Below are 18176 nucleotides of genomic sequence, written 5' to 3'. Positions count from 1 at the left end.
ATCAGGTACGCTCCGTCTTGCTCAGCCACATGTCGCGCATGGAGCCCATTGGCACCTGCATTGGGTATACGTGTTCTTCAGGGTCAACAGCAACGTCCAGGAATACCAGACGATCCTTGTATTTCACCAGCGCATCCTCGAGTGCCTGTGGCAGCTCGTCGCGGCTCTTAACCTGAATACCCACATGGCCATAAGCTTCAGCCAGCGCCACAAAGTCCGGCAGCGACTCCATATAGGAGTTGGAGTGACGACCTTCGTAGTTCATGTCCTGCCACTGACGCACCATGCCCAGTGAGCCGTTGTTCAGACACAGAATCTTCACCGGAATGCCGTACTGCAAGCAGGTGGACATTTCCTGAATGTTCATCTGGATCGAGCCTTCACCGGTCACACACACAACGTCGTGGTCCGGGAAGTTCATTTTCACACCCATGGCGGCCGGGAAGCCGAAGCCCATGGTGCCCAGACCACCGGAGTTGATCCAACGGTTCGGTTTGTCGAACTTGTAGTACTGAGCCGCGAACATCTGGTGCTGACCTACGTCAGACGTTACGAACGCGTCGCCATTGGTGGCTTTCCACATGGCTTCGATCACTTCCTGAGGTTTCATCAGGCCGTTATCGTTTTTCTCGTAACGCATGGCGTGGCGTGGACGCCATTCGTTGATCTGCTTCCACCAGGAAGCAATGGCATCGGCATCCGGGGTTTCACCGGCTTCATCCAGCAACGCCATCATTTCTTCCAGCACGTTGCCCACCGGACCAACGATCGGCACGTCGACCATGATGGTCTTGGAGATGGAAGACGGATCAATATCGATATGAACGATCTTGGCGTCCGGGCAGAACTTGTTGGTGGCGTTGGTAACGCGGTCGTCGAAACGAGCGCCCACCGCCAGAATTACATCGGCGTTGTGCATCGCCATGTTGGCTTCGTAGGTGCCGTGCATGCCCAACATGCCCAGTGAGCGATCACCGGTACCCGGGTAGCAGCCCAGGCCCATCAGGGTTTGGGTGCATGGGAAATCCAGACGATCCACCAGCGCGCGCAGCTTGTCGGAACTGCCATCGATGATTACACCACCACCGGCGTAAATGACCGGACGCTTGGCCTTCAGCAACAACTCGACGGCCTTTTTGATCTGACCGGAGTGACCACGCTGAGGCGGCGTGTAAGAGCGCAGCTTGACCTTTTTCGGATACGAGTACTCGTAGCGCTCGTTCGGCATGGTCATGTCTTTTGGAATATCAATCACAACCGGGCCCGGACGGCCGGTGCTGGCAATGTAGAACGCCTTGGCCACCAGCTCAGGAATCTCTTCCGGACGACGCACGCTGAAGCTGTGCTTAACGATTGGACGGGATACGCCCAGCATATCGGTTTCCTGGAAGGCATCGTCGCCCACCAGATGGCTCATCACCTGACCGGAGATGACAACCATAGGAATAGAATCGGTAAAGGCAGTCGCAATACCGGTAACGGTATTGGTTGCGCCCGGACCTGAAGTCACCATGACCACACCTGGTTTGCCGGTCGCACGGGCATAACCATCGGCCATATGGGCGGCGGCCTGCTCGTGACGGACCAGTACGTGTTTCACGGCACTTTGCTTGTATACGGCATCGTAGACGTGTAGCAGCGAGCCACCCGGATAGCCGTAGATGTATTCAACGCCTGCTTCGTGCAACGCACGAACCAGCATGTCTCCGCCGGAAAGTAATTCCACCGTACTTATCCTCTTGCACAGGCTCTTCTCAGAGCATGAGTGAAAACCATTACTTGCAGGACCACACCAGTAAAACTGGCGATACCAGCGTAATCCCCTGTTTGAGGATGAATAACTTGTAGTTGCTCATCAGAATCCCGACGTCGTTCGGACGTTCGGGGAGTATCGGAACTGGATCGGAGGATAACCGTTCTCCAGGAAACTTTGTCAACATGGACTCATGGTGTCGAATCCGACAATTGGCAAAGGCCCGGCAATTCTAGCATTGCGGCCGTGTTTGTCCAGAGAACATGGGGCCTTCAGCGCTTAATCAACGGTCTGTTGAGCAGGGACACTCTGAACAACTCTGCACTGCCCTGTCATCCAGAGCAGGCACCGAGTTATGCCGCGTGTCCCTTATCGCCTTGACTTGTTATCGGAATGGAATAGTGTCTTGCAGACACCGATCTGCTTTACGGGTTTATCCATGCCTTCTGTTTTCGTAGTACTGACTGGCAGCCTGACATTACTTGCCGCCCTGAACGCCTCTGCTGAGGTCTATCGCTGGGTCGATGACGCCGGCCAGGTGCATTTCAGCAGTCAGATTCCCCACGACCGAACGCCGCAGAAATACAAGCTCAATATGAATTACGAAGGTGATCGGATTGAGCGTGACTCACTTGAGGAAATCGCCAATCCGGAGCTGAAAGCCCAGCGCCTTGAACAACAAGCCGCACAGCAAAAGCAACAGCAGCGGGATGCCACCTGCCAGCAAGGAAAAGATTACCAACAGCTACTGGCCGCCGGCCCCAACCAGAACTTCCGCATGCCGGGCGAGCAACAACCTCGTGCCATGACGGCCGCGGAATACGCCGCCGAACAACGCAAGGCCGAACGTATGATTAGCGAGAACTGTCGTTAAACCAGATAACACTGGCCTGACGGCCAGTTTGAGAGTTACGGCGGTAAGAATAGAAACGGTCTGGTTCAGATACAGTACAACCATCGTAGGCGTACACTTGCTCAACACCTTGTTGTGCCAGCACCCAACGAGCCAGACCATAGATATTGGCGTACAAACGGTCCCCCTGCCCCGGGGTAAACAGATCGTCCGGCGCGGCGGCGAACGCCGCCCGTACGTCCGGGCCAACTTCAAATTGCTGCGGCCCAATCGCAGGCCCTAGATAAGCGACCACGCAAGCCGGATCGGCAAACCGTGACAGGGTATTTTCCAGCACGCCATTCGCCAAACCACGCCAGCCCGCATGGGCCGCCGCGACTTTTGCATGGTCATTATTCGAAGCGCCAGCATCGCTCTGACAGGCAAACAGCACCGGCAAACAATCCGCCGTCATCACTGCACAGGCCATACCCGGTTCCGCGGTGTAACAGGCATCAGCGTCCAACACCGCCGGAGCGGATGCCAACAGGCAATCAGTGCCGTGGGTTTGGTTCAACCATTGGATCGACTGAACGCCAGTGAGTTGATTCAACAACTGCAACCGATTGGCTACAACGCTTGCCGGATGATCCCCCACGTGCAAGCCCAGATTGGCGTCGCCGTAATCGGTATCGCCGAAATTGTCGGCCTCGGTCGCTATTGACCCTGTTAACCCTTTCTGACGGCGAGTCGTAAAGGCAATGGAGACTCCTTTCGGAGTCGGCCAGGATGGTTGCAGCAGTTCAATCATAAAACCGTCCGGTATCTGGAGGTGCTGTTTTGGGGCACTACTTTATTGCAGCATCTGCATCCAGTGTAGCCAGCAATTCCTTGAAGTCTTCCGGCAAATCCACTTCCCATTCCATCCATTCCTGTTCAACCGGGTGCAACAGTGCCAGTGCTTTGGCATGCAGCGCCTGACGCGGGAAGGATTGCAGCATGTTGCGCAGTTGCGGACCAATGCCCTTGGTCAGACGACTGCGAGCGGCGTAGGTCGCATCACCCACCAGCGGATGACCAATGTGCGTCATGTGCACACGAATCTGGTGAGTACGGCCGGTTTCCAGCTTGCAACGAATGTGGGTGTGAGTCGGGTACTTTTTCACAACCCGGTAGTGAGTAACCGCGTCTTTGCCCATTGGGTTGACGGCCATTTTGGTACGCTGGGTGCCGTGACGACCGATCGGCTCGTCCACCTTGCCACCACCGGTCATGTAGCCCTGTACCACCGCTTCGTACTCACGCCCCATAGTGCGGTCCTGCAATTGAGCCACCAGACCCGCTTGCGCTTGCAGGCTCTTGGCAACCACCATCAAGCCGGTGGTGTCTTTATCCAGACGATGAACAATACCGGCACGCGGAATCTTGATCAGGTCCGGACAATGATGCAGCAAACCATTCAGCAACGTGCCGGTGTGGTTCCCCGCAGCCGGGTGCACCACCAGATTGGATGGCTTGTTCAGTACCAGAATGTGGTCGTCTTCGTAGACGATATCCAGATCCATCGCCTCTGGCAGCCATTCGCCTTCGGCTTCCAGCTCGGCTTGCAGTATCAGTGTTTCACCGCCGGTCAGTTTATCACGGCCACGCATCGGCTGACCGTTCACTGTCAGCTGTCCGTCCTTGATCCACTGTTGCAGGCGGGAGCGCGAAAAATCGGGAAACAGCTGAGCTGCCACCTGGTCGAGGCGTTTGTTCCCTAACTCAAAGGGAACCTCTATTTGTTGGGAAATCTCGTTGGACATAAAGACTCTGGCTAACATTCGAAGGCAACTGTGGTCACACAGCGGATCTGGCGGGTTGTTGGGGTCACAGAAAGGTCTGTGCTTTAATACCGCGCTTTATTGTTAGCATTATATCCAGAATCAGGAATTCACTCCATGACACGTCGCTGGCTCATCCTTCCTATTGCCCTGCTGTTGGCTGCCTGTTCCGGCCCCCAAAGCAAGATGAGTGAACAATCGGAGCAAGAACTCTACACCGAAGCCCGCGATGCCCTTGATCGTGACTCCAACAACATTGCCATCGAAAAGCTGAAAAACCTGGAAAGCCGTTACCCGTTTGGCCAGTACGCCGAGCAGGCTCAGCTGGAATTGATTTACGCCTATTTCAACAGCGGCAACTACGAAGAAGCGCTGACATCGGCCGAGCGTTTTATTCGTTTGCACCCGCTGCATCCACAAGTGGACTACGCCTATTACCTGCGTGCGCTGGTGACTTACGAAATGGGCTTTTCGGTGATCGAGCGTCGACTGTCAGACGACGTGGCCAAGCGTGATCCACTGCCACTGCGTAACTCGTTCCGTTACTTCTCGGAACTGATGATGCGTTTCCCAGACAGCCAGTACGTTGCCGATGCCCGCGCTCGCATGGTGTTCCTACGTGAACGTCTGGCCAGCCATGAGCTGGGTGTTGCGCGCTACTACATGAAACGTCACGCCTTTGTGGCCGCGGCCAACCGTGCCAACCAGATCGTTACCCAATACCCTCGTACCAAAGCCGTCGCTGATGCGCTGGCATTGATGGTCGAGGCGTATCACGAACTGAAACTGCAGGACGAAGAAGCCACAAGTCTGGCGCTGCTGAAAAAGAACTTCCCCAACCACCAGCAGTTGAAAGATGGCGAGTTTGAATCCAGCCGTCTGGCCGACACCGACCGCGGCACCCTGCTGGAAGTACTGAGCTTTGGCCTGTACGAAGAGTCTGACGATCAGGACTGATCAGCTCGTGCCTGATTGGCCAGACACGCAAACCAGCAGACACTAAAAAAGCGCCCAAGGGCGCTTTTTTAGTGGTCGTCAATTTTACAGACAGCCGAGATGTGAAAACGGGTCAGACGCCCGCTTTCCAGCCATTGGTGATTGGGTAGCGACGATCACGACCAAAACCGCGACGGGTCACCCGTACGCCAACCGGTGCCTGACGACGCTTGTATTCATTCACATCCACCAAACGCACGACCCGCATCACGTCTTCACGCTCAAAGCCTTCGGCAATGATGGTGTCAGCGCTTTTATCAAACTCGATGTAGGCTTCCAGAATGGCATCCAGCACCGGGTAAGCAGGCAGGCTGTCTTCGTCGACCTGATCCGGCGCCAGCTCCGCTGATGGCGGACGGGTAATCACACGCTCCGGAATCACTTCGCCATCGGCCAGGGTATTGCGGTAGCGCGCCAGATCGAACACCCGGGTTTTATACACGTCTTTCAGAGCACCATAGCCGCCAGCCATATCGCCATACAGCGTGGCATAACCCACGGCCATTTCGCTCTTGTTGCCGGTGGTCAGCACCATGTAGCCGGTTTTGTTGGACATCGCCATCAGCAACACACCGCGACAGCGGGATTGCAGGTTTTCTTCGGTGGTATCCACCGCCAAACCTTCAAAGCCCGGTGCCAGCGCGGCCATAAAGGCGTTGTACATGGGTTCAATGGAAATCGACTCATACTGCACACCCATACGTTCAGCTTGCAGTGCGGCATCCTGTTTACTCATGTCCGAGGTGTACTGGAACGGCATCATCACCGCTCGCACTCGCTCAGGCCCCAGCGCGTCTACCGCGATGGCCAGCGTCAGCGCCGAATCGATACCGCCTGACAGGCCCAGTACCACACCTTTAAAGCGGTTCTTGTTCACATAGTCCCGAACACCTGTTACCAGCGCGCCGTAAAGGCTGGCCAATTCGTCTTCATGGGCCACCAGCGCTGCATCGGAAGCGGCTGTCAGCGTTTCGCCGTCCCAGCGCACCATACCAATCTGGCTCTGGTATTCCGGCAACTGCTGGACCACTTCACCCCGTTGGTTCATGGCAAACGAAGCACCGTCGAACACCAGTTCGTCCTGGCCGCCCACCTGGTTAACGTACAGCAACGGGATCTTGTGCTGAACACAGTGGCCAGACACCAGTTGGGTGCGTTCGTCCTGTTTGCCAATGTGGTACGGCGATGCGTTGAGGTTCAGAATCACTTCCGCACCGGCTTCGACACAATGCTGAACCGGCGCTGGATGCCAGACATCCTCGCAGACCGTCAGGCCTACTTTATGGCCAAACAATTCAACAACGAGGGAATCCCGGCCAGTAGCAAAGTAGCGTTTTTCGTCAAACACCTGATAGTTTGGCAGGCACTGCTTGGCGTAACGACCAACACATTCGCCATCCAGCCAAACCCCGGCACAATTGTACAACTGGCCAGCTTCTTTCCAGGGAAAGCCTGTCACAATGGCAATGTTCTGGCTGTGTTTGGCCAGCTGCCCCAGCGCCGTACTAACGCGCAATTGCAGACTTGGACGCAACAGCAAATCTTCTGGCGGGTAGCCGGTCAGAGCCAGTTCGGAAAAGACAATGACGTTAGCGCCAGCAGACCGGGCTTTTTCGGTCTCGGCGATCATCAATTCGCAATTTCCCTCAATATCGCCAACGTGGAAATTGCATTGCGCCATCGCAATCTGGAGTGACTCTGACATGCTCTCGGGTTACCTTCTCGTATTTTTCGGCGATATTGTCTGGAAATTCTTGCTGGCAGGCAAACCTTTGCAGATAAAATTTTCAGGATGAAATGACATGAACAACACCATGAGTGACCTGATCGTCAACGGCAACCGGTTGCTCAAGCTCTACAGCTATTTCTCCCTTGGCATCGCCCTCATCATCATGGCGCTGCACGTGGTGGCACCGGAAGCCAGCCTGATTGGCCGGGATGCCATGAGTGCCAGTCTGGTGGCGACCATTCTGTACGTTGTTATTGCTGCCAGTTTTGTGGCCGTCGCCTCGCTTGGGCCTGATGTGCAAATGGCCACCAGCTACTTTTTTCTGGAAACCGCCATTCTGTCCGTGTTGATGTTCGCCTCCGGCGGTCTTGATACCGGCTTTGCCAGCCTCATCCTGGTCAGCGTGGTGGTCGCCAACCTGATTGCACCGGGGCTGCTCGGCTATGCAGTGGCGGCCTGGACCACCCTGGCCATCCTGATCATTCAACACTTTTGGCCGGACCGTTACGACGCCTCGGAGCTGGTGAACTCCGGCGTTTACGGCTTTATCTGCTTCGTATTGGCCGCCCTGACCCAAGCGCTGTCTTATAAACTGAACAGTGCACTGGAACTGGCGACATCGCAAAACATGCACCTAAAACGTCTGCGAGACATCAGCTGGCAAGCGCTGGCAGAAATGCCCAACGGCATCATCGCCTGTGACGCCTCGGACCAGATCATTTTCTACAACCAGCGCGCCCAACAATGGCTAGGGCTGGTGCGAGGCCGAATGAATCCATTGCCCGAGCCACTGCGGCAACTGGAGCGAGAGGATCGTTCGGTGGTCGAAGTTAACGGCATAACCTTGCGCGCCCGTCGAGCTGTTCTGCCGCAATCCGAACCCGGCGATTACCTGGTGTTTCTGGAAGATCAAAGCCGCATTGCCACTCAGGCCCAGCAACTGAAGCTGGCCTCTTTGGGGCGGCTCACCGCCAGTATTGCCCATGAAATCCGCAACCCGCTTTCCGCCTTGCGACAAGCCAGTCAACTGCTAGCCGAAACGGATTATCTGAAAGAAGACGAGCTGTACCTGAGCCAGGTGATCGAGCAGCACTGCCTGCGCATCAACCGCACGGTGGAAGACATTCTGCAACTGAGCCGTAAACGCACGCCCACCATTGAGCAGATTCGTCTGAAGCCCTGGCTGGAGCACTTTCGCGAGCAATTCAGCGGCCTCAGCCGCGACCACGCCTTCCAGCTATTGATTCATTGCGAAACCGAAACCCTGGTGTCGTTCGACCCGGATCACTTACAGCAGATTCTGCACAATCTCTGTAGCAACGGCCTGCGCTATGCCCTCAAACGCCATCCCAATGGCGCGCGACTGGTACTGGCAGTGCAACGGGATAGCCTCGAGCGGGTACAGCTGGACGTAATGGACAATGGCCCGGGGATCGACCCGGAAGAATCCAAACACTTGTTTGAGCCCTTCTACACAACCGAACATAATGGCACCGGATTAGGCCTGTATTTGTGTCGTGAGTTGTGTGAAGCCAATCAGGCCAGCATCCAATATCAGCGCACAGCCACCGGCTCCTGCTTTCGCCTGACACTGAAAACGGAAATTGTTGCATGAAAAAGTACTCGGTCCTGGTTATTGACGACGAGCCAGACATTCGTCAGCTGATCTGCATGACGCTCAGCCGTATGGACATGGAGTGCTATCAGGCCGGGAACGTCAGTGAAGCCCTGCGCCTGCTGCCAGAGCGGGCTTATCATTTCTGTTTGACCGACATGAAGCTGCCTGACGGCAACGGCATGGAGATCATCCAGCTTTGCCATGCCCGCTACCCGGACATGCCGGTTGCCATGATCACCGCTTACGGCTCGATGGACATGGCGGTAAACGCCCTCAAAGCCGGTGCCTTCGACGTGGTTGCCAAACCGCTGGACATCAGCCGTCTGCGCGAACTGTCGCAACAGGCACTGAAGCTGACCAAGGTACCGCTGCATCTGGAATCCCTGCCTTCCAGCGACGCCCTGCTGGGACGCTCCGCCTCGATGATGGAGCTGAAGGAAAAGATCCAGAAAGTCGCCCGTACCCAGGCACCGGTGTTTATTTTTGGTGAGTCCGGTACCGGTAAGGAGCTGGTCGCTCGCCTGATTCACCATCAAAGCTCCCGCGCCGAAGAACCCTTTATTGCCGTCAACTGTGGCGCCATCCCCAAAGACCTGATGGAAAGCGAATTTTTTGGCCACAAGAAAGGTGCGTTCACCGGCGCAGGTTCTGACAAGGATGGTTTCTTCAAGGCCGCCGAAGGTGGCACCCTGTTCCTCGACGAAGTGGCGGAACTGCCGCTGGATATGCAAGCCAAGTTGCTGCGGGCCATTCAGGAAAAGGCCATCCGGGCGGTTGGCTCCGAGCATGAAGAAAACATCAACATTCGCATTCTCAGTGCCAGCCACAAAAACCTGGAGGAGATGGTAGAAGCAGAGACTTTCCGTCAGGATTTGTTCTTCCGCCTTAACGTGATTCAAATTGATGTTCCGCGCCTAAGCCAACGTCCGGACGACATTCCTACGCTGGTTAAACACTTTGTCCGCAAGTACAGCGAGGAATGGGGCATGCCCGCCACGTCCGTCAGCGACAGCGCCATGAAAGCCCTGCTGGGCTATGGCTACCCGGGCAACGTGCGTGAGCTGGAGAACATTCTTCAGCGCGCGGTCACCATGGCGGAATCCGACCAGATTGAACTGGCCGACCTGGACCTCAAGCAAGCCATCAACCAACCCGGTGACGACCAAACCGATTCCGGCGCACTGTATCCGCCGGAAGACGAACGCATCGAAACCAACAATCTCGAAGGCTACCTCGAGAACATTGAGCGCCGTGCCATTACCCAGGCACTGGATGCCACTCGCTGGAATAAAACCGCCGCCGCCGAAAAGCTCGGCATCAGTTTCCGGGCACTCAGATACCGCTGCAAGAAACTGGATATCGAGTAACTCGCTCGCTTTTCACCAGCCTTACCCTGTTTAACACGCCAGTTCTTTCTCTCGCCACCCGCAAGCAAACGCCGCAATACGGCGTTTGCGGCCTCAAAACTCACTCTGGAGTATGAGTTTTTATTTTCAAAACTCATACTCGCGGGTCATGTGCACAATGCAAAAGATCGGTAATCTAGGGACCAAGCAAGGGCCCTGAACCTCCTTACATTTGGGAGCGCGCCCATGCAAAAGCCGCAACGGATGTGCGGCGACAGACAGATACTCACTTTCGATACGTCAAGGAGGACGTTTATGCGAAGGAATGCAACGTTGTGCCCACGGAATATGGGGCTCTATACATCAGCGGGCTTTACCCTGATGGAGTTAATGGTCGTCATGGCCGTGCTTGGCATATTGTCGTTTTGGGCGGTGCCGGGCATGAACGGCATGATTCAGAACGCCGAAGCCAGAGCCGAAATACGCGCACTGACCAGTGCCATTAACGATGCCCGCCATCAATCCATCCACACTCGCATTCCACATACCCTGTGCCCACTGGACACAAGTAATCGCTGCAAAACCCAATGGCGCAATCCGCTGACCTTGTTTCTGGATTTCAACCGCAACCGCCGTCTGGACTCGGGGGAATCCGTGCTCCGAACGATTCCGGCCGCCAAAGCCAACGTTTTCAGAAATTACCCACGCACCGCTTTCTCCTTTGACCCAAGGGGCTTTGCCGGAGGATTCAATGGCAGCTTTCAATACTGCTACACCGACACCCGTGGCCGCCAACATGGCAAGGTACTGATCGTGTCCCGTCAGGGCCGTGTAAGAGAGGGTCGTGACACCGACGATTCCGGCTTACCAGAGCTACCAAACAACCAGGATGTGACCTGTTTCTAAAAAATAACACTCGGCCGGCCGCTTATCCCCGCTCAGGAACCACTGGTCTTAATCCGGTGGTTCCTTGCCTGCACAAGGGTATTCTGGCTAACAGGTACCAATTCCCGGATTCCATTATGAGACGTTTCCTACGCAACCCGAATCGCTCAAGCGCCAGGCCCAACCGGCAACGCGGCTCGGCTCTAATCGTCAGCCTCGGTGCACTGACCGCCATCACCGTTGCCGCTACTGTGGCAATGCAGCAAAGCACCCTGCAGGTGCGCATGGTGACCAATATGAAGGTCAAGCAGGAAACCTATGTTGCCGCAGACAGCTATCTGGAAACCGCGTTCAATTCCCTGCAGCGTAGCGAAACCCGACCAGTGTCAGCGCTGATGCAATCCGGCGACGATTCAGCACACATCAATGCCTTTGATCAGTACCCGAACTGGGACCGCCCATCCATCGGCAAGCTCAAATCCGTCGGTGGCGTCACCGTGACCATTGCGTATGCCAACGATCAGGTATCCGATGCCACCCAGGGCAATACTAAAAGTGCCTGCTTGCGATGCAACAAAGGCAATTCAGCGTCCACGTCATCTCTGAACCCGTTCTACATGACCAGTACCGCCGTTGATAATTCAGGCAATATCGCATCATCAGTACAGTTGGGTGTACTGATCGAAGGCGCGGCCCAGAACTGAGGAATAACCATGAAACAACTGCTAGTGACTGCCGCCATGTTGATTGGCTTTTCACCACTTCAGGCCGAAACGCTCAACCGCCACATTGCCTACTACATCCCGGGTACCGATCTGGTGACATTTTCTCGCTCAGCCCTGACTGCGCGTCTGTGCGACGACTGTGCGACTGAACGGTTTTCGGTCGATGCGGACACCCTGTTTCAGGAACGTCAGTCAAATATCGACCTGAGCCGGGCCACCGAACTGTACCTGCGGCGCAACCAGGAACTGATTTTCATCGGTGTTGACCGTGAAGATAACAGCATCGATTACATCAACTTTGGCGGCTACGCCAGCGACGAATACTAAGGAGAACCGGGATGCGTATTTACTGGCTACTACTGACCGCGCTCGGTCTTTTTCATAATGCCCTCGTGATGGCCGACGATACTGAGATTTATGTCTCGAACAATGACAACACGACGCCAAACGTTATCTTCCTGATGGATACCTCCGGCAGTATGGGGTACCAAACCTATAACAACGGTGAATCAACCACCCGCCTGGCCGTTGTTCAGCAAGTTGCCGCCGATGTTATTACCAATACCAGCGGTATCAACATTGCGATTGGCCGGTTCAATGAGAATTCCGAGGGTGGACGCCTGAGCAGCCCATTACTGCCCATCGAAAATACCGGTGTTCGGGCAATGGTTCGTGAAATTCTGTATGACTATACGGCCAACGGTGGCACACCACTTACCGAAGCACTGTATGAAATGTCCTCCTATTACCGCGGTGCTGCGCGGGATTACGGTAGCACCACCACCGACTATTCGAACCTTTGTATGGTATGGAGTCAGGAAGACGACGATGACGATGATTCCGACGGCGGCACCACTGAGGAGACTGTATCCGTTCTGGACCCGGAGAGCTGGTGGTACTCTCTGATCAGAAATGGCTGGTCTGCATACATTCCCTACTACTATCTGACAGACGACCAGAATTCCTGGAAAGACTATGACGACCTGCGAATCGTCTATTGGGAAGGCCGCTGGGTGCGCAATGGCTGGCGTTGGAGCTATGAATATCAGCAGGTAACCGACGACAACGCGTATTACATTTTGCAGCAAAACAACATCGGTAGAGCAGATTATGGTCAAGGCTCAGTGCCCTGGTTCGTCGATTACCTCGATACTGGCTACTGGACCTCTTTGTTTGACTTCGGTAGCGACAGCTATCGTAGCTGGGACGATCTTCCAAGAAACCTGAGACGCACTCTGCGCTACCAGGGCGTTAACCAGTCTGAATATCAATCACTGACCACCACAACCATTCTGGTGCCTACCGAGGGCAACGGCAGTGGTGGCGACAGCGATGATAGCGACAGTGATAGCACAGAAGGTTTGGTCTGTGAGGAATACCTGAACCTGGATGATGTATTCAACGGTAACACTTATGTTTCACCGATCACCGACGAGTGCCAATCCAACCACATTGTTGTTTTCACGGACGGTGAGCCCAATGGAGACAACGGTGCCAATACGGAAATCCGCAATTTACTGGCCCAATTGCCCAGCGCTGACTTCCCCAATGACAGCGACTTCAGTGCCAATTGCTCGGGCCATGGCGGCTGCGCTGAAGAGTTGGCCTACTCGCTCTACCACGGCGATGCCTCAGAAAGTTTTGACGGGGACCAACCAATTTATGTGCATACCATTGGCGGCTTTATCGGTGGTAGTTACGAAGAACGCTTGAGTGACATGGCGACCTACGGTGGCGGCGTTGCAGGTTCTGGTTCAGACGCAGACAGTTTGCGCCAGGCCCTGACCAGCGTATTCAATAACATCACCGAAAGCTCCGGTACCTTTGCGGCACCGGCAGTAACCGTAAACGCTTTCAACAACCTCGAGCACCTGGATCAGCTGTACTACTCCGTATTCAGTCCATCAGCAACCGGCGGCTGGACAGGTAATATCAAGCGCTATCGTCTGGATGTGTCTACCGAAATTCGTGATGTGAATAACGACCTGGCGGTTGATGAAACCACTGGTTACTTCGCAGACAACGCGCGTAGTTACTGGACTCTCGATGAAGATGCACCGGATGGTGAAAACGTGACACTCGGCGGTGCCGCACGTCGTCTGACTGACCCGGATGAGCGCTTGATTGTGACCAACCTGTTGAGTAACAACCTGACAGACTCCGGTAACCGTATTACTCCGGAAAACACAGCGCTCGCCACCCTCGGGGCCTTTAACGCCCTTAGCGTGACCCAGCAAACGGAAGCCCTGTATTGGCTGTCCGGCTATGACACAGATTCAGCCAATAATGCTGCGGCCCGCACAGAGATTGAAGATCCTCTGCACAGCCGTCCGCTGTTGCTGACTTACGGCTCCATGACCACCAATGCGGGCGATACGCTGCCGGATACCACCATGTTTGTCGGTACCAACTCTGGCTATTTGCATGCCTTTGATACCAATGAAGATGATCCGAAAGAGCGCTTCGCGTTTCTGCCCAAAGACCTGATGTCCAGTGCACTGGCGTATTACCAGAAAGACACCAGTAAAACCTACGGTCTGGATGGACGTATTTCGTACTACCACATTGACGAAAACAACAATGACTTCATTGATTCAAGCGAGGTTGCATTGCTGTATGTCGGAATGCGTCGAGGTGGCCGCAATTACTATGCACTGGATGTTTCCGATCGCGACGAACCCAAACTCGCCTGGCAGATTTCCGGTGGCGACGACAACTTTGAAGAGCTGGGTCAGAGCTGGTCAGAAATGACTCCTATCACGATCCTCTGGAATGGTCAGGAGAAAGACGTACTGGTATTTGGCGGTGGCTACGATGAAGCTGAAGACGAATACAACCAGCGGACAGACCACTCCATGGGCAATGCCATCTATATGGTTGACCCCATCACTGGCGAATTACTCTGGAAAGCATCCAAAACCGGCGCCGACCTGAATCTTGGTGAGATGACCAGTGGCTTCGCCAATGACATTGTGCCGGTGGACTATGATGGTGACCGTGATATCGACATCCTCTATGCCGCCGATCTCGGTGGTCGAATCTGGCGCTTTGACCTGGCTCAAACCGATGACGATTCCTCATCGCCTTCCACTTTCGCGAAAGGCGGTGTCGTTGCTAATCTGGGCTCTGACAACACGGAAATCAGCAATGTCCGCTTCTTCAGCTCGCTGGATGTGTCCTACATTGATGAAGGCACCTTCGAGACTGAATCCAATGGCCAAACCATTGAGTTTACCCAGGGACGTTATCAGCTGGTGATCGGCTCCGGTTATCGGGCCCACCCGTTGAACACCACCACGGTCGATAACATCTACTTTATCAACGACTTTGACACCACCACGGTGCCTGACAGCTATCCAAATTTGCAGAAAAGCGATTTGGCGGACCTGACCAACACAGGCTCCAGCACGCTGGCACAACAACGGGCTGGCGCCTACTACAAGCTGACCGAAAGTGGCGAAAAAGTGTTGTCAGATGCCATCACCATGGACGGCTACAGCTACGTCACCAGCTACAAGCCGGAAGCTACATCCGCGCGTTCTGGTTGTGAACCGGACATTGGCGAGAGCACCGTCTACCGCTTCCGCCTGGTTTATAACGCAGGGGTTCTGGAGCCCGAAATCGACATCATTGCCTCGGGCATGCCAGGCATTGTGGATACGCCGGTTGTGATTCGTCAGGAAGTGACTTGCGATAGCGTCACAGGGGCATGTTACGATGCCGATTACGCTGAGAACTCCACAGAATCTGATTCAGATAACGGTGGTAACGGCGATGAAGAGGAAGAGTCTGACAACAACCAGAACGGCTCAACCTATACGGATATTTCAGAGATCATCACCTTCGGCCTTGAAACCGTAGAAGCACCGGATAGCGGTGAAAAGGTCACCAGGACATTTTGGCGAGAACTGCAATAAATGGATGCTGTAACTGCAACAAGACAACCCGCGCGCCAGCGCGGGTTTACCCTGATTGAACTCATGGTCACCATTGCTGTGCTGGGTATCCTGGCGGCAGTAGGCGCTCCCGCCATGAGCAATTACTACAACAATCGCCAGGCCGAAGCCATCGGGCGACAGTTAATGTCGGACTTGCAGTTCGCCCGCAACCACGCCATCTCCAACTCCGTCACCGTATTTATCGCCGGCAATACCACCTGGGACAACGGTTGGCGAGTCTATGAATCAGGCCAAACCGTCAACCTGAGACAATATCGGCTATCGGATGAAGCCAACGTCAGTGTCAATTTCGACTCGCAGTCGGGCACTCCCAACACTTTCGGGTTTGATTCATTAGGCAGAGCAACAGCCACTGGCTCACTGACCACCTCGCAGGACAATAGCTCCGGCACCCGTGATTACACCTACACCATCAGTATGGTCGGACAAATCGTCCGCTCAGAGAGTTAATTACCATGACAGCTCCATCCGGAAATCCGCAAGGTGGTTTCAGCCTGATTGAAATCATGGTCACCGTTGCCATCACCACCATTGGTCTGGTGGGACTGATGGCCCTGATGCTGGAGTCGGATCGTTCAGTACAAGACTCCTCAGGTCGGGCCATTGCCGTGCAAATGGTCAGCGACATCACCAATCGCATCAGAGCCAACACCGACGGTCTAGCCAACTACCACACCAACGGCGGCAACGTCGATTGCTCAGCTGCTCCTACCCGAAGATGCGCCAATTACCACACCGGCAGCAGCAGCGTCGACGCACAGCAATGCACCGCAACCGAAATGGCGACCTTCGATCTGTGGGACGTAGCCTGTCCGTCAGGCGCCAATGATATCGACGCCGACTTTACTCGTTCAGGCAGTGCCGACTACCTGGCCAACCCATTGCTGCGTGTCGATGTCGATCAGGATATCGGCTCAGCGGGTACCAATCTGGATAATGTTCAAATCACCCTGAGCTGGGATGCCAGAACTGGCGGTACCAACAATCAGGGGCAGTCGGTCTACAACAACGATGAAGACATCGTCGAGCGCCGACTCACCATTGTCTCCGAATTCAACATCATCAGTGATTAATACAAGGCGCCTTATGTACAGTACCGGCCTGCAAAAACAACGAGGTATGACACTGGTTGAATTGATGATCGCCGGGGTAATCTCGATCATCGTTGGCCTCGTCGTGATGCAATTGATGATTGGCTCCAACCGGGCCAGCAACCGTCTGGACGGCCTATCACAGGCGCAGGAAAACGCCCGTTTCAGCATGTCCTGGCTAACAGACCAGATCCGTCACGCCGGTTACGTCGGCGATATTTTCTTTGAAACCGCGCCGGGTATTGCCGAACGCTGTACCGAGAACTTTGTACCACCGGCATCCAATGCAGACTGTGTATACGAAGATCTGGCCGGCACACGCAGCGGTGACCGTATTGCTATCCGTCGTTTCTACGTCGATAACGGCGGCACTGACTGGTCCCAGCAGAGCTGTTCAGGTGCGGCAATCCCCGCAGGCATCGACGAGGAGTACCTTGTAGACGTATTTTGGGTGGAAGCAGATGCGGACGCAGACGGCAACCTCAACATTGGCGATGACTACGACGACTGGCTCCGGTGTGCGACCTACCGTGAATCGACCGGCACCATCATTGGCACCGTTCAAACGATTGCCTCTGGTATTGAGTCAATGCAAGTACTCTATACCGCCCCCGGTGCCGGCAATAGTGCTACCCAATACGTAGGCGCCGATACTCTGGCCCCGGCAAGCGTTACAACGGCGCAATCTGGTGAAACCGCTCCGACCAACAGTGATATTGAATACTTGCCCGATGTGACTGCCGTACGCATTGCTATTCTGGCCCGGGCTTTCAGTGATGCTGCCCAGGTAACAGGTGACAGAAGCTACGTTTTGTTGGATGCTGACCCTCTGGTGTTCGATGACCGTGTGCCACGGCAAATTCTGGAAACCACCATTTTCTTACCTAACCGTCCGCTATCAGGGAGTTTGTAATCATGGCTATCTCACGTTTTTGCGCGCAGCGCTCTGTTCGTAAAAACCAGGGTTTCACCTTGATTGAGCTGATGGTGGTGGTCGCCATCATTGGCATTCTGGCGTTTATTGCCATTCCCCAGTATCAGAACTATATCATCCGTAGCATCCGCTCGGACGCTCAGCAGGAAATGATGAGTATTCTGCAGGCTCAGGAGCGCTATTACAGCGATCAATTGAGTTACACAACGGACCTTTCCGATCTGGGTTACAGCGCAGCCACCACAACCATTGTTGACGGTGGCACTACCCGATACACCATCGCTGCCAGTACCTGCAGCAGTGGCACCATCAGCCAATGTGTGCAACTGACGGCCACCCCGGCCAACGTACAAGCCGGTGATGGCAATCTGGTGGCCGATTCCATCGGCAATCGGACCCGCGTTGTCGACAGCACGACCTATGACTGGAACGGTAACGAGCTTTAAGCCGCCTCTTTCTCCGTTAGTCAGGCCCCCGGCAGATAC

Annotated in this window: 16 protein-coding genes; 12 read left to right on the top strand and 4 right to left on the bottom strand. The window is 54.8% G+C overall.

Going from position 1 to position 18176, the window contains the following annotated elements; all coding sequences use genetic code 11:
* Position 1: 1 nt before the first annotated feature.
* Positions 2–1726, bottom strand: a complete 1725-nt coding sequence (locus G516_RS0109325; RefSeq protein WP_028293427.1) for an acetolactate synthase 3 large subunit — start codon at positions 1724–1726, stop codon at positions 2–4.
* Positions 1727–2192: 466 nt separating this feature from the next.
* Here G516_RS0109325 and G516_RS0109320 point away from each other — a divergent pair, with 466 nt between their 5' ends.
* A complete protein-coding gene (locus G516_RS0109320) occupies positions 2193–2627 on the top strand; it encodes a DUF4124 domain-containing protein (RefSeq protein WP_028293426.1) in 435 nt (144 codons plus the stop codon).
* On the opposite strand, the gene pgeF is transcribed toward G516_RS0109320, so the two are convergent.
* The gene (pgeF, locus tag G516_RS0109315) at positions 2608–3396 is read right to left on the bottom strand and encodes a peptidoglycan editing factor PgeF (protein ID WP_028293425.1); all 789 of its coding nucleotides are present in this window, start codon (positions 3394–3396) and stop codon (positions 2608–2610) included. The genes G516_RS0109320 and pgeF overlap by 20 nt on opposite strands.
* 37 nt (positions 3397–3433) lie before the next feature.
* Positions 3434–4390: a 23S rRNA pseudouridine(1911/1915/1917) synthase RluD gene (rluD, locus tag G516_RS0109310; RefSeq protein ID WP_028293424.1), complete on the bottom strand. Its 957-nt coding sequence runs from the start codon at positions 4388–4390 to the stop codon at positions 3434–3436.
* Positions 4391–4525: 135 nt separating this feature from the next.
* On the opposite strand from rluD, the gene G516_RS21815 reads away from it, so the two are divergent.
* Positions 4526–5365, top strand: a complete 840-nt coding sequence (locus tag G516_RS21815) for an outer membrane protein assembly factor BamD (protein WP_036535539.1) — start codon at positions 4526–4528, stop codon at positions 5363–5365.
* A gap of 112 nt (positions 5366–5477) precedes the next feature.
* Here G516_RS21815 and G516_RS0109300 read toward each other — a convergent pair whose 3' ends face one another.
* Positions 5478–7109, bottom strand: a complete 1632-nt coding sequence (locus tag G516_RS0109300; RefSeq protein ID WP_028293423.1) for an NAD+ synthase — start codon at positions 7107–7109, stop codon at positions 5478–5480.
* Between the two features lie 97 nt (positions 7110–7206).
* Here G516_RS0109300 and G516_RS0109290 point away from each other — a divergent pair, with 97 nt between their 5' ends.
* The 10 genes from G516_RS0109290 (at position 7207) to G516_RS25160 (ending at position 18137) form a co-directional block, all read left to right on the top strand.
* On the top strand, positions 7207–8748 hold the full coding sequence (locus G516_RS0109290) for a sensor histidine kinase (protein WP_028293422.1): 1542 nt from the start codon (positions 7207–7209) through the stop codon (positions 8746–8748).
* Positions 8745–10118: a sigma-54-dependent transcriptional regulator gene (locus tag G516_RS0109285; protein ID WP_028293421.1), complete on the top strand. Its 1374-nt coding sequence runs from the start codon at positions 8745–8747 to the stop codon at positions 10116–10118. The genes G516_RS0109290 and G516_RS0109285 overlap by 4 nt, the downstream gene beginning before the upstream one ends.
* Before the next feature lie 294 nt (positions 10119–10412).
* Positions 10413–11003 carry a GspH/FimT family pseudopilin gene (locus G516_RS0109280; protein ID WP_169449516.1) on the top strand — a complete coding sequence of 197 codons (591 nt, stop codon included), beginning with the start codon at positions 10413–10415 and terminating at the stop codon, positions 11001–11003.
* A gap of 116 nt (positions 11004–11119) precedes the next feature.
* Positions 11120–11686 (top strand): pilus assembly PilX family protein, encoded by a 567-nt coding sequence (locus G516_RS0109275; RefSeq protein ID WP_156879002.1) that lies wholly within the window; start codon positions 11120–11122, stop codon positions 11684–11686.
* 9 nt (positions 11687–11695) lie between these two features.
* Positions 11696–12034 (top strand): hypothetical protein, encoded by a 339-nt coding sequence (locus G516_RS0109270; RefSeq protein ID WP_028293418.1) that lies wholly within the window; start codon positions 11696–11698, stop codon positions 12032–12034.
* A gap of 11 nt (positions 12035–12045) precedes the next feature.
* A complete protein-coding gene (locus G516_RS0109265) occupies positions 12046–15624 on the top strand; it encodes a PilC/PilY family type IV pilus protein (RefSeq protein ID WP_028293417.1) in 3579 nt (1192 codons plus the stop codon).
* Positions 15625–16116 (top strand): GspH/FimT family pseudopilin, encoded by a 492-nt coding sequence (locus G516_RS23855; protein WP_051219173.1) that lies wholly within the window; start codon positions 15625–15627, stop codon positions 16114–16116.
* Positions 16117–16121: 5 nt separating this feature from the next.
* The gene (pilV, locus tag G516_RS23850; RefSeq protein ID WP_028293416.1) at positions 16122–16739 is read left to right on the top strand and encodes a type IV pilus modification protein PilV; all 618 of its coding nucleotides are present in this window, start codon (positions 16122–16124) and stop codon (positions 16737–16739) included.
* Between the two features lie 13 nt (positions 16740–16752).
* Positions 16753–17670 carry a PilW family protein gene (locus G516_RS0109250; protein WP_028293415.1) on the top strand — a complete coding sequence of 306 codons (918 nt, stop codon included), beginning with the start codon at positions 16753–16755 and terminating at the stop codon, positions 17668–17670.
* 2 nt (positions 17671–17672) lie between these two features.
* Positions 17673–18137, top strand: coding sequence for a type IV pilin protein (locus tag G516_RS25160; RefSeq protein WP_051219171.1), 465 nt, complete (start codon positions 17673–17675; stop codon positions 18135–18137).
* Positions 18138–18176 lie beyond the last annotated feature (39 nt).

The sequence above is a fragment of the Oceanobacter kriegii DSM 6294 genome, assembly GCF_000422845.1.
Taxonomy (GTDB): domain Bacteria; phylum Pseudomonadota; class Gammaproteobacteria; order Pseudomonadales; family Oceanobacteraceae; genus Oceanobacter; species Oceanobacter kriegii.
This window is presented reverse-complemented; position numbering and strand designations above follow the sequence as displayed.